This is a genomic window from Mycetocola sp. TRD_SC_2, from assembly GCF_055361225.1.
Map to the genome: position 1 here is coordinate 1,173,860 of NZ_CM143954.1, position 11,577 is coordinate 1,185,436.

Genomic DNA, 11,577 nt, shown 5'->3' on the forward strand with positions numbered 1-11,577 from the left:
CGACGTACTTCCTCGCCCGCTCGATGGTCTCCACGAGCGGGATCTGCCACTATTTGCCGGTGTCATTTCTTATCGACGCCCCAAATCGCTATCCGTTTGTGGCTCCGTCTTGATGCGAAGTAGACCGCAGACCGAGCGCCAGCACAGCCATGCTCGAGCACATGCAGCGGGCATGCGGAGAATCTTTTGGAGGGCTCGGAGTGCTACCAAAAGGGGTTCAAATGGTCATCATTTAGTCATCAAATTCAATTTCATCTGACCCGAATTGACCGAGTACAATCGGAGGCAGTGAACCGCCCGGTTCCCTGTAAACACAAGGAAATCCGCCAGTTTTCGGAGATTTTCGGTAAGACCCGAGTTTAGGTTATTTCCTTACAAGGGGTCGCGGGTTCAAATCCTGTCAGCTCACACGAACGACCCAGAAACTCAAGGTGGGACTTCTCTGGTAGGGATTCGATTGAGTCATCACTACGTGATGACTTTCACCCCGTTCGGACCGCTGAGCCGGCCTCATCGTCCGGGGTGCTGAGGTCGGTTTCGGTCTCTTCAGATCGTCCGGATCGTCGCTGACACCTGTTGGGTATGAACATCCACGATTGGGGTTCTTGAATCCCTGATGGACGTCTACGAGCTGGCGTCCCTCCTAGGCACGCGACCTCCACGGGCCACGACTTGCGGGCGCACGGCAAAGGCCCCGCCTCGATAACGGGCGTGAAATACAGGACGATTCGGATAAAGTCCGAAGCTATGCGAATCGTTGTCTCGGGAACCCACGCCAGCGGGAAAAGCACCCTCATCGCCGACTTCTGCGCAGCACACCCCGAGTTCGCCCACCTGCCAGACCCGTTCGAGCTGCTCGACGCCTTCCACGACCAGCCAGACGCTTCGTCGTTTCTTGCCCAGTTGGCTATCAGCGCGCAGCGGCTTCAAGAAGTTGAGCCTGACACGGATGTGATTGCCGAACGCGGCCCCCTGGACTTCCTGGCCTACCTCATCAGCTGGGAGAGCTTACGGGGCGGCCGGCTGTCCCAGGAGGTCCTCCACCAAGCTTCTGCCCTGTCGGAAACCGCAATGCGGAACGTCGATCTGCTGGTGCTGTTGCCGCTGAACTCCACCGATCAGATCTGGGTTCACCCAGAGGAGGACCTTCATCTGCGCGCGACCATGAACGACACCCTGCTCGAACTCAGCGACGACCCAGACCTGCTCGGCAGCCAGACCCGAACGGTTGAAATTGTCGGCGACAGACAAACACGACTTTCCGCGCTGGAAGCCACAATAAACCAACGACGGAGCCCATAAATGCGCGGCTCACGGAGGCGAGAACGGGCCCAAGGACACGAAGAATTCACGAATCTCGCCAAGTCATAGAACGTGATCCCGGCAATCAACCGGGCAGGCGCAGCACTCTGTGAGGCGTCGTGCGCGCAGATCGAAGGACTTCGGGATCTCCGAGTCCCGTGAGTCGATGGGCGGGGGGTCGGGCTCAGGGCGAAAGTCTGGCACGTTCCCCGCACGTGAGCCAACCTCTTGCTCTCGTGCCTCCCGTCAGCCGGCCTTGGTGTCGAACCGAGCGCAACTGTCACGACAAAGTCGAAGCGTTGAGCTGACTGAGGGTTCGTTTCCCTGACGCCCGGGACAGGGGATCGAACACAATTGCAGTTTGAGCCTGAGTCGACCGGCGGACTTCGTCCATATCGAGCCTCATACCGCGCCGATCACCAAGTCGAGTTGCGACGAGGCAACGCATCCGAACCCCGACCAGTATGAGGGGAGAATGAGATCAGCACTAAGGTCGGCTGGCCCACAGGCTTGAGAGGAACCTCATGAATTTTCACGATTGGGTCGAGGCAGCGGGGAAAGCGGTTGACGCGGCGGGCGTGGTGGCGATTGTCGTCGGTGCCTTGCTGGCGGCGGTGCTGGCTGTCAAACGAATCGTGGCTCGGCAGACCGACGCGTACGGGGGATTCAGACGGTTCCTGGGACGTTCCATCCTGCTTGGCTTGGAGCTTCTCGTCGCCGCAGACATTATTCGGACCGTAGCCGTCGGGCCTACCATCGAGAGCGTGGCGGTGCTTGCCGTGATCGTTCTTATCCGAACCTTCCTCGGGTGGTCGCTGGAGCTTGAGATCACGGGACGATGGCCGTGGCAGAAGGATCAGCGAGAGCCTGGCAGTAGTTCGGTCAGAGACGGAGACGAACGTTGACCGGTGACACGCCAACAGGCCACAGCGCTACCCAGAAGCAGGCGCGAGCGATTTCGGCGTCTCCGGCGGGCCTTCTCTGGGGTCTGCTCGGTGTGGTCGCGTTTTCTTTCACCGTCCCTTTCACCCGTGTGGCTGTGGTTGGTCTCTCGCCGTTGTTTATTGGTTCAGCCCGCGCAGTTCTTGCTGCTGTGCTTGCTGCTGCCGCCCTCACGTTGACAAGGCAGCCCCTTCCTCGCGGAAGCCAGTGGGCGCGGCTCGCGGTCGTCGCCGGTGGGATTGTCGTTGGCTTTCCGCTTCTGGTTTCGTTTGCTATGGTCACCGCGCCTGCCAGTCACGGAGCCGTCGTGGTTGCGTTGCTTCCAGCGGCGACAGCCGTCATGGCCGCAGTTCGCGGCCATGAACGTCCACCGATACCGTTCTGGATCATGGCTGGAGTCGGCGCGATAGTGACCATTGTGTTCGCCTCGTTGGAGGGCGGCGGCGTAGCTGAGTTACACGCGCCGGATATGCTCCTGCTTGGTGCCGTCATAGCCGCTGCTGTCGGATACGCCGAGGGCGGTCTTCTTGCCCGCGAGCTTGGAGCTTGGCAGACCGTTTCATGGGCGTTGGTATTGGCATCACCGCTGATGTTCGGCCTGACTGTGGTCTCGATCATCCAGCAGCCTCCTGTCGGGACGCCAGCCGAGTGGGCCGCGTTCATGTATCTCAGCGTGGTGAGTATGTTCCTTGGCTTTTTTGCTTGGTATCGAGGCCTTGCGATTGGGCCAATGGCCCGGGTGAGTCAAGTACAACTTATTCAACCCGTGTTGAGTATCGGATGGGCGGCGTTGATTCTGCGCGAGCAGCTCACCTGGTCCACAGTCCTTGGCGGTCTTGCCGTGATTGTCTGCGCGTGGATCGCGGTACGTGTTCGGCTCAAAAGAACGTCCGTCGCCTGAAAGAAGCTCTCTCAGACGCTCTTTGTAGCGCCCGGTCCGTTGCTTAGGCGGTGGCAACATCCGATTGGGGCTTCGCTGCGACTCGGCCAGCCGTTGGGCGAGGGCGTGAAGGGGTGAGGAGCTTCACCGCAGCGAATCCAAGCATGGCGCCGATCGTTTGTGCACCCAGATAGGGGAGGACAGATGTTGGTGCGATGCCAGCGAAGCTGTCGGAAAACATGCGGCCAACGGTGATGGCGGGGTTGGCGAAGCTGGTAGAGCTGGTGAAGAAGTAAGCGGCGCCGATGTAGGTCGCAACGACGGCGGCGGCGAAGTGAGCTCGGCCGGTGCGGGCCAGGGCGAAGATGACGAAGATCAGCCCTGCGGTGGCGACGACTTCCGCCAGGAGGTGTCCTGCTGTCGCGCGATCGGTGGAGCCCCAGGCGACAAGGGGGAGTTCGAACATCGCGTTGGCCAGGATGCTTCCAGCGATGCAGCCAACAACCTGGGCGAGAACGTAAGGTCCGATATCCCGGAAGCTGCGGAGCCCGAGCGCGTAGTCAACGGCCGACACCAGGGGATTGAAGTGGGCGCCGCTCAGTGGCCCGAGGACGGTGATCAGTACGAACAGGCCAAAAGCAGTCGCTATTGCGTTGATGAGGAGTTGAAGGGCGACATCGCCGGTGAGGTTAGTGGCGGCGATGCCCGAGCCAACGACGATGGTGGAGAGGGAAGCCGAACCGACGAATTCTGCGGACACTCGACGGATGATCGCTGGGAGGGCTGTGGTCACCGGCTAAGCATACGCATAGGCTGCCATCTATGGGTATTGCTGGATCGACTAACGAGCTTCGACTTCTCGCGGACCGAACTCGGGCGCGCATCATGTCGCTCATTCTGGAAGATGCGGACGGGAGGGTCCTCGTTGGCAAGCTGGCCGCGGAGCTTGAACTGCGGCAGCCGACGGTGAGCCACCACGTCAAGGCTCTCTTTGATGGGGGCTTGCTTTCACGGGAGCCTGAGGGTCGAAACGTCTGGTATTCGATCAGTCCTGATCAGTCGGACCGGATTGCCGAGGTGCTGCAGTCCGACGTGAGTGCCGCACCGGCGGATGGAGTGCTCGATCGTATCTCCGAGGATCTGGCTGCCCGCTTCGTCGGCACCTTTGCGACGGAGACGGTCGACCGCTACGTGCGTGAGAGCTACGATCTGTTAGCGGAGCAAGCCGGAATAACGCGATTTCTGCCTTCGCTGACGTCTCGTTTCGCCGCAGATAGGCTGTCTGCGCTGGCCGCGGTTGATCTCCCGCCCGGAGCCGGCGTGCCGGAGGTGCTGTTCGTATGTGTCCAGAACGCTGGGCGCTCCCAGATGGCTGCGGGCATCCTTCGTCATCTGGCCGGTGAGCGTGTGCATGTGCGCACGGCCGGATCCGCACCCGCCAGTGCCGTCCGGTCGATCATTGTTACCGCTCTTGATGAGATTGGTGTGCCGATCGGCGGCGAGTTTCCGAAGCCTCTCACCGACGACGTGGTTCGGGCCGCCGATGTCGTCATCACCATGGGCTGCGGCGACGCCTGCCCCGTCTACCCGGGGCGGCGCTACCTGGACTGGGATCTGGAAGATCCGGTCGGACTTCCGCTGGCACGGGTACGGGAGATTCGCGACGACATCGAAGTCCGGGTTCGGGATCTGCTGACATCGCTGCGTGTGAACACCGAGTGAACTCTCGTCTTCGCTCCACCCGAAACCAATAGATGGCTGTCTATACTTCGAAGTAACCGAGAGTGAGGATCCTGATGTCCATCAAACCCACCGTTCTCTTTGTCTGCGTCCACAACGCGGGCCGATCCCAGATGGCTGCGGGCTACATGCGCGCACTCTCCGGCGGTTCCGTGGAAGTGCGCTCCGGCGGATCCGAGCCGGGTGATCAGATCAACCCGATGGCGATTCAGGCCATGGCCGAAGAAGGCATCGACATCTCTCACGCAGTACCCCAGCTGATGACCACCGACCAAGTCCGCGAATCCGACGTCGTGATCACCATGGGCTGCGGCGATGTCTGCCCGATATTCCCAGGCAAACGCTACGAGGACTGGGAGCTTGTCGACCCCAAGGGCAAGAGCATCGACGACGTCCGGTCGATCCGCGACGACATCAAGGCTCGCATCCAGGGGCTACTCGCCGAGCTTCTGCCCGCGAAAGTTTGACGCCGATCATGACTGACCTGAGCTCACGAAGAGGACTGCCTGGACTGGCCTATCCCGAGGAATACCTGAGGCGGCTGGCCGGTGACCTCTCCCAGAAATTCGCCGGCGTGTTCGGTGCCGAGACAGTGGAACGGTACGTCCTCGAGTCCTACACGGCGCTCCTGCGGACGGCAACGGTCAGAGCACAATTGACCAGCAACACCATCCGATTCGCCACCGACAGGCTCACGGCCCTCGCCCAGGCCAAAGGCAGCCTGGATAGCCCGGTACCAGAGGTTCTGTTCGTGTGTGAGCAGAACGCCGGCCGGTCACAGATGGCCGCGGCCCTCACCAGCGCACTATTGGACGGCGCAGTACACGTGCGCTCCGCCGGTTCCGCGCCGGCCCACGAGCTGAACCCGGCTGTCGTTCAGGCGATGAACGAAATCGGGCTGGATCTCAGCGAGGCCTTTCCCAAACCGCTCACCGACGATGTCGTTCAGGCAGCGGATGTCGTCGTCACCATGGGTTGCGGCGACGCCTGCCCGGTGTACCCAGGCAAGCGCTACCTCGACTGGGGTCTCACCGACCCGGCTGACCTGCCGCTCGAAGAAGTGCGTCGTGTCCGGAACGAGATCCGCGCACAGGTCGAATCCATGCTCGAGGACCTCGGGGTGAAACCGAAGGACATCCCAGCGTGACCGGAATCGGCAACGTCGCTGTCGTCAGGGCGGTCTCGCCGGACACACAACGTTCGTCAGACGGCGCTCAAACGATTGCCGGTGTCGTTTCTCATCGACGCCTAAACCGTTCCCGTTTGTAGCTCCGTCGTGATGCACACCCAACCTCAGACCGCGCGCTAGTGAAGCCGTGCTCAATTACATTCGGCGGGCATGGGGAGAATCCTTTGGAGGGCTCGGAGGTTTCGTTTGCACGGGACCGGACACAAGAAGTACCTTCCCGACCTCCGGCGTGAACTGCGCCTGTTATTTGCTGTCGGAGCGCCCGATCGGGCTTGTGTCATTCCCGAATGCGGCGCGGGCGGCGGGCCAACTGGTCTCATCGACGTGCAGAGCGGTCCAAAGGTAGGCCGTACTCATCCGTTGGATGACGGCAACTCGTTCTGGGTTCTCGTCGGTGGTCTCGGCGACTTCATATCCGACGATCCCGCCGAGCGCGTGCTCCGCTCCGTAGAAGCTCAGGAGGTCAGTGGCGCCGGGGCTATGCGTGTAGGCGTCGGTGAACCAGTCAGGTCCGCGGCTCGACATCTTGGACTGGTCACGGTCGCCAGCGATGACCAGGGTCGGCGTGGCAAGCTCACGGAACGACGGACGCATGAACGGGAAGTTCGCCTGCGCGAACGGATGCAGGTCATCGCCACCGAGACCGGTTGCGGCAAACAGGATGCCTGCCGTGATGCGACTGTCGGACATGCTCTCACCGACCTGGCCTGCGTCGTCGAAGATGCGCGCACCGAGGAGTGACTGCGCTGTCTGCGCACCCCACGAGTGACCGGTGGCAGCAACACGGCTATGGTCGATACGGCCAGCCAGCCCCGGCACCGCTGCCTCGATGGTGTCGAGTTGGTCGAGGATGCGCGTGAGGTCCGCGATCCGCTCGGTCCAGATCTTCGGGAAAATCGGGTCGTCGAATCCGTATCCGTTCCGGCGCGAGTCCAGGTGCGTGGGCTGGATCACCACGAATCCGCGGGAAGCCCAGAACGTTGTGAGGGGTGCGTACCCGTCGAGGTTCCATCCATTGCCATGGGAGAACAACACGACGGGAAGGTTCGCGCCTTTCACCGGGGCAGAGATTCGAACTTCGAGCGGAACCGGTCGATCCGGGGCGGACAGCTGAATGGGGGCGACGGAGATCACCGGATCACCGTCTTTCACGATGTTGTTCAGGGTGTGGACAAGTGATGAGGTCATGAGGGTTCCTTCCGAAGGGCGCACTTTGCGATACTAGTTATCGGAGCGCTGTTCCAAAAGAATACGGAACGTCGTTCCGTTATGCAAGAGTGTGACAACGATAGTGAGGATGAGCACATGACCGACCTCGGAGGAGAACAGCAGCTCGACCGGGGCTCTCCGCATGTAGGTCGCCCCCGTGCGAGTCAGCAGGCTCTCCTTGACGCTGCAGCAGCAGTGTTCGTGGCGTCCGGCGTCGATGCTCCTGTGAGACAGATTGCAGAGAAGGCTGGCGTTGGTGTGGGGACGATCTATCGTCATTTTCCGACACGCCCGGAACTCGTGGTGGCGGTGTACCGGCACCAGGTCGAGGCATGCGCAGAGGCAGGTCCGCGTCTCCTTGCCGAGAGCGCGACCCCCGAGGCAGCATTACGAGCGTGGGTGGCCTTGTTCGTTAAGTTCCTCGTCACCAAGCATGGGCTCGCAGGAGCGCTGCACGGAAACAGTGCGGAATCTGACGCTTTGCATGCCTACTTTGTCGGGCGTCTCGTACCGGTGTGCGGAACTCTCCTGGAAGCAGCAAGCGAATCATCTGGTGTTGCTCCGCCGACCGATGGGTACAACGTTCTTAGAGGCATTGGGAACCTCTGCATCGGTGCCTCACATGATCCGAACTACAAGGCCGACGATCTTGTGCAGCTCCTGATCACTGGGGTACTCAGCCAAGGTGTTGGCTGACCCAGCCCCGTTGTACGTTGGGCGGCGTACGGCCGGGAACGCGCAAAAAAATGGCGGGGGAACGGTAACCCAGACAGTGCCCGTCCTCCAGCTGAATGTAAGACCTAACTTGAGCGGCGCCCGATTCGACCGAGGTGGGTGTGTGCGAAGTCGTCCGTAGCCGAGCGCTCGATCGACGGCGACATGGAACGCCCAGCAGGCGGCGGTAAGCGCGAGCCATGGGAGGTCCTGACCGCCGAGGGTGAAGCCTGCGTAGATCGCCAGCAGGATCGCCGGTGCGCTGTAGTTGTGCACGGCGTTGTAGAGGAGCGCCCCCATGCGTGGGCCGCTCGCATAACCAAGGGCGGAGAGATCGAAGACGAGGAAGGCTGCAGCCAGCCACCACCACGGCTGCCCCGCGGCGATGACGGCGAGCACAATGGCGGCCGCGATAGCGCCGTTTTCGAGCCGCTGGATGCCCACGTAACCTTGCCCGAACGGGGCGGATGTGAAGTCGATAGCCTCATCGGCTCCGAGCGTGCGTACGAACTCATGGTCGACGGCTCGTGCGGTGGTGATCACTCGCACGCCCATCGCTTTCGCGACCTGGATGGCAATAGTCCCGACCCCCAGCTCCGCCGTGGACGAGGATGGTCTCTCCGACGGTGAGTTGGGCTCTCGTGACCAGAGCCTCCCACACTGTTTCCCCGACGAGCGTCAGGCTAGCCGCCTCGAGGTGGGTGATGTTCTTCGGCTTCCGGCCGACGAGATCGACGTCGGCGACATGCTGCTCTGCGTACGAGCCGGGGCCGCCGAAGATCTTGGGTGTGTAGTAGACCTCGTCACCGGGGCGGAACTCGGTCACATGAGATCCGACCTCCTCGATGACTCCGGAGACGTCGTGTCCGATGATCGCCGGGAGGGGGACGCAGTCCGGGCAATCTCCGCGACGGATCTGTAAGTCGAGCGGGTTGATGGCGGTTGCGTGCACTCGTACCCGCACCTCCGGGGTGGCTCTCGGCTACATCGTGGCAACGGCAGACACCGACGCCTTCGCGAAGTGGTTCCGTGACGAATGGTGGCCGTCGCGCGGCCACGGAACAGGTGGTGGCACAGACGCCCCACAGGACCTTCTGCTCCGCTACGCGGACAGTCGCGGGTCGGCGAGCGTGCCATACGCCCGGGAGTACCCTGCCCGGCTCGGGTTCAGCGAGCTGCCGTGCGAGCCGAGGAACCAGGCATTCGGAATGCTGCTGCCGTGACAGAATCATCCGTGACGCGAAAGGGCTGATGTGGTGAAGAAAGCGTGGCGGATTTTCGCATGGATCGGTGGCGGCCTTGCCGTCCTCCTCGTCGCAGGCGTGATTTTCTGGAATGTGAGCCCGTGGCCGAGCGTCTGGTTGCTGCGCGCAGCGCCTGACCCGGCGGGACTCGAGAATGCGGAGGCCGCGGGGAAGTACGTGCCCGACGGCATCCACGCCGATCTTGATGTCGTGTACGACGACAACTCGGCTGAAGGGCGGCTGGATGTCTTCCGCCCGGACGACGCCGATCCGGCGCTGCCCGTCGTATTTTGGGTGCACGGAGGGGCCTTCATCGCCGGCGAGAAAGAGCCGCTGCGCAACTATCTCAAGGTCCTGGCGTCACACGGTTTCACCGTCGTCAGCGTGGAGTACACCCACGCCCCCGAGGCCACCTATCCTGGCCCTATCACGCAGGTTGATGACGCGATCGCGCACGTCGTGGCGCACGCGGACGAGTTCCACGTGGATTCCCAGAAGATCGTGCTCGCGGGGGATTCGGCCGGTGCGCATATCGCTGCGCAGACAGCGATGGCGATAGCCCAACCGCGCTACGCGGCGGAGTCAGGTCTGCCGACGGCTATCGCACCCGAGCAGCTGGTCGGTACAGTTCTGTTCAGCGGCCCGTACGATCCCACGACAGTTAACTACGACAACGAGCTGTTCGGGTTCTTCATGCGCACGGTGATGTGGTCCTACTCAGGGGTGAAATCATTCCTCGACGACGACAGGTTCCTGTATGCGGCGCTGCCCCAGCACGTGACCGGCGACTATCCGCCCACCTTCGTCTCGACGGGTCCTTCCGATCCGCTGCTTGTTCAGAATAAGGAATGGGTAGCCGCATTGCAGGAAGCACAAGTCGATGTCACGACTCTGTTCTTTGACCCGGCGACGACACCAGACTCGGTCGGGCACGAGTACCAGCTTGCGTTGGACGCGCCACAGGCACAGCAGGCGATGATCGAGCAGGTGGCGTTCCTCCGGGACGTCACCGGCTCGAGATGGCACGCCGGAGTCTCCGATGCATGGTGACTCGGGCCGCAGCAGGCGGACGCCTTCACGCAAGCACGATGGCGCTTCTTCCGGAGGTCCGGCCGCTCCTGCGGGGACACCGAGGTAACGTACTGGATTGAAGTGCGGTGCGCGGCTGAAGCAGTTAATAACGGAGGAGGGCTACCGCCTGCGCTTCGTCCGGTAGCTCTGCCGCCGACGCAACATGAACGGTTCCGCCGTTCTGGAAGGTGGCCAGCGCTGCGACGCCCAGGAGGTCATCTGCCGGGAGTTCGGAATCCACGCCGGTTTCGAGCTCATCTGTTTCGCTGTCGTAACGCCCCCAAACCGGCGCGCCGTCGTCGTGAAGGATGAGGGTACCGACTCGTCCCTGATGCGCCGCGCGCACAATGTCCGTGACGGAACTCGTGGCGGTTTCGTCGCCGCGCCCCAATAGTTCTGCGGCCTTGCTCAGTGCTTCCCGACGCTCACTGTCCAGGCGATCCTTCACCTTTGCGTAGGAGACACCGTGGAGCTCGGACGCATCCAGCGCGTTCGGATTGGTTTCCACCACCCCGGCCAGACGCGACCCCAGGCCGGTGGCCTGCTGGAAATGTCCGCCGGTCTCGGCATCCGCGACCAACACCACGGGCTGCTGTGAGGCGGCAAGATGTTGTTCCGTCGCCTTGGCCACACCGGCGACGAAGTCCAGCAGACGAGCCTTCCGGAATTCGGGAGGACTGTCGCCATACACCTGAGCGTTCGAGATGTTCGCCGTCCCGACGTTGGGGCGTGCCGGCGGGCTCGCCTGTACCGGATTTTCGTAATCGTTCTCGAACTGTCCGTTCTCGGGGAAGTCGACCGTGGAATCCTCGGTCAGATCGAAACGGGAGGCGCGGAACAATTTAGCGGCGTCGGCCGTCAAAGTGAGGACGGAGAACTGGTCGTCGGCAGCGAGGAGGGGGAGCAGCGGCCTGATGTGAAACCGCGCCCCAACAATGACGGCTTCGTCAAGATCAAGCGGAACGCGGTGATGTGTTGTCTCTTCGTGATCGATGAACAGAGCCAACCCTGAGCTTTGGTGCTGCCAGAAGTCGTTGTCGCGGAGAATCGCCGTGGCAGGGGCGAGAATGGCGTCAGCATCTGCTTCGGACACCCCGGCTGCCATCAGTTTGACCTGCGCATCGGATAAGAGATTCTTCAAGCGAATCGGATCCTGCCGTACCTCCTTCCCCGTAGCGTGCGTCGGCATGAAGAGAGAAACCGCCGTAGCTGGCTTCTTCGTCATCAGTCGGTCGAGATCGGTTTGTGTGAACAATCCGGGGCTCCTTTCACAGAGGGTCTTTGAT

Annotated in this window: 14 protein-coding genes; 9 read left to right on the forward strand and 5 right to left on the reverse strand. The window is 62.0% G+C overall.

What is annotated here, in order from left to right; translation table 11 throughout:
- Window positions 1–747: 747 nt before the first annotated feature.
- The 3 genes from ACWA1Q_RS05540 (at window position 748) to ACWA1Q_RS05550 (ending at window position 3,145) form a co-directional block, all read left to right on the forward strand.
- Window positions 748–1,302 (forward strand): DEAD/DEAH box helicase family protein, encoded by a 555-nt coding sequence (locus ACWA1Q_RS05540; protein WP_463760173.1) that lies wholly within the window; start codon window positions 748–750, stop codon window positions 1,300–1,302.
- Window positions 1,303–1,826: 524 nt separating this feature from the next.
- The gene (locus tag ACWA1Q_RS05545; RefSeq protein WP_463760175.1) at window positions 1,827–2,207 is read left to right on the forward strand and encodes a DUF1622 domain-containing protein; all 381 of its coding nucleotides are present in this window, start codon (window positions 1,827–1,829) and stop codon (window positions 2,205–2,207) included.
- A 50-nt stretch (window positions 2,208–2,257) separates the two neighbouring features.
- Complete coding sequence (locus ACWA1Q_RS05550) at window positions 2,258–3,145, forward strand: DMT family transporter (protein WP_463760780.1); 888 nt, start codon at window positions 2,258–2,260, stop codon at window positions 3,143–3,145.
- A 43-nt stretch (window positions 3,146–3,188) separates the two neighbouring features.
- On the opposite strand, the gene ACWA1Q_RS05555 is transcribed toward ACWA1Q_RS05550, so the two are convergent.
- Window positions 3,189–3,917 (reverse strand): aquaporin, encoded by a 729-nt coding sequence (locus ACWA1Q_RS05555; RefSeq protein ID WP_463760176.1) that lies wholly within the window; start codon window positions 3,915–3,917, stop codon window positions 3,189–3,191.
- 29 nt (window positions 3,918–3,946) lie between these two features.
- Here ACWA1Q_RS05555 and ACWA1Q_RS05560 point away from each other — a divergent pair, with 29 nt between their 5' ends.
- From ACWA1Q_RS05560 to ACWA1Q_RS05570, 3 genes are all read left to right on the forward strand, one after another.
- A complete protein-coding gene (locus ACWA1Q_RS05560) occupies window positions 3,947–4,846 on the forward strand; it encodes a metalloregulator ArsR/SmtB family transcription factor (RefSeq protein ID WP_463760177.1) in 900 nt (299 codons plus the stop codon).
- A gap of 74 nt (window positions 4,847–4,920) precedes the next feature.
- Complete coding sequence (locus ACWA1Q_RS05565) at window positions 4,921–5,331, forward strand: arsenate reductase ArsC (protein ID WP_463760179.1); 411 nt, start codon at window positions 4,921–4,923, stop codon at window positions 5,329–5,331.
- Between the two features lie 8 nt (window positions 5,332–5,339).
- On the forward strand, window positions 5,340–6,011 hold the full coding sequence (locus ACWA1Q_RS05570; protein WP_463760181.1) for an arsenate reductase ArsC: 672 nt from the start codon (window positions 5,340–5,342) through the stop codon (window positions 6,009–6,011).
- A gap of 285 nt (window positions 6,012–6,296) precedes the next feature.
- On the opposite strand, the gene ACWA1Q_RS05575 is transcribed toward ACWA1Q_RS05570, so the two are convergent.
- Window positions 6,297–7,241 (reverse strand): alpha/beta hydrolase family protein, encoded by a 945-nt coding sequence (locus ACWA1Q_RS05575; protein WP_463760182.1) that lies wholly within the window; start codon window positions 7,239–7,241, stop codon window positions 6,297–6,299.
- 117 nt (window positions 7,242–7,358) lie between these two features.
- On the opposite strand from ACWA1Q_RS05575, the gene ACWA1Q_RS05580 reads away from it, so the two are divergent.
- On the forward strand, window positions 7,359–7,958 hold the full coding sequence (locus ACWA1Q_RS05580) for a TetR/AcrR family transcriptional regulator (RefSeq protein WP_463760185.1): 600 nt from the start codon (window positions 7,359–7,361) through the stop codon (window positions 7,956–7,958).
- On the opposite strand, the gene ACWA1Q_RS05585 is transcribed toward ACWA1Q_RS05580, so the two are convergent.
- Both ACWA1Q_RS05585 and ACWA1Q_RS05590 read right to left on the reverse strand, forming a co-directional pair.
- Window positions 7,881–8,519 (reverse strand): DUF4260 family protein, encoded by a 639-nt coding sequence (locus ACWA1Q_RS05585; RefSeq protein ID WP_463760186.1) that lies wholly within the window; start codon window positions 8,517–8,519, stop codon window positions 7,881–7,883. The genes ACWA1Q_RS05580 and ACWA1Q_RS05585 overlap by 78 nt on opposite strands.
- Window positions 8,488–8,928 carry an alcohol dehydrogenase catalytic domain-containing protein gene (locus tag ACWA1Q_RS05590; RefSeq protein WP_463760188.1) on the reverse strand — a complete coding sequence of 147 codons (441 nt, stop codon included), beginning with the start codon at window positions 8,926–8,928 and terminating at the stop codon, window positions 8,488–8,490. Before ACWA1Q_RS05590 ends, ACWA1Q_RS05585 begins: the two co-directional genes overlap by 32 nt.
- Before the next feature lie 37 nt (window positions 8,929–8,965).
- Here ACWA1Q_RS05590 and ACWA1Q_RS05595 point away from each other — a divergent pair, with 37 nt between their 5' ends.
- The gene (locus ACWA1Q_RS05595) at window positions 8,966–9,199 is read left to right on the forward strand and encodes a hypothetical protein (protein ID WP_463760189.1); all 234 of its coding nucleotides are present in this window, start codon (window positions 8,966–8,968) and stop codon (window positions 9,197–9,199) included.
- A 33-nt stretch (window positions 9,200–9,232) separates the two neighbouring features.
- A complete protein-coding gene (locus tag ACWA1Q_RS05600) occupies window positions 9,233–10,270 on the forward strand; it encodes an alpha/beta hydrolase (protein ID WP_463760192.1) in 1,038 nt (345 codons plus the stop codon).
- Window positions 10,271–10,394: 124 nt separating this feature from the next.
- On the opposite strand, the gene ACWA1Q_RS05605 is transcribed toward ACWA1Q_RS05600, so the two are convergent.
- A complete protein-coding gene (locus ACWA1Q_RS05605; RefSeq protein WP_463760193.1) occupies window positions 10,395–11,546 on the reverse strand; it encodes a baeRF3 domain-containing protein in 1,152 nt (383 codons plus the stop codon).
- Window positions 11,547–11,577 lie beyond the last annotated feature (31 nt).

Coding starts and splice junctions, on each gene's coding strand:
- ACWA1Q_RS05540 (WP_463760173.1), top strand. CDS start 748: ATGCGAATCGTTGTCTCGGGAACCCACGCCAGCGGGAAAAGCACCCTC.
- ACWA1Q_RS05545 (WP_463760175.1), top strand. CDS start 1,827: ATGAATTTTCACGATTGGGTCGAGGCAGCGGGGAAAGCGGTTGACGCG.
- ACWA1Q_RS05560 (WP_463760177.1), top strand. CDS start 3,947: ATGGGTATTGCTGGATCGACTAACGAGCTTCGACTTCTCGCGGACCGA.
- ACWA1Q_RS05565 (WP_463760179.1), top strand. CDS start 4,921: ATGTCCATCAAACCCACCGTTCTCTTTGTCTGCGTCCACAACGCGGGC.
- ACWA1Q_RS05570 (WP_463760181.1), top strand. CDS start 5,340: ATGACTGACCTGAGCTCACGAAGAGGACTGCCTGGACTGGCCTATCCC.
- ACWA1Q_RS05575 (WP_463760182.1), bottom strand. CDS start 7,241: ATGACCTCATCACTTGTCCACACCCTGAACAACATCGTGAAAGACGGT.
- ACWA1Q_RS05580 (WP_463760185.1), top strand. CDS start 7,359: ATGACCGACCTCGGAGGAGAACAGCAGCTCGACCGGGGCTCTCCGCAT.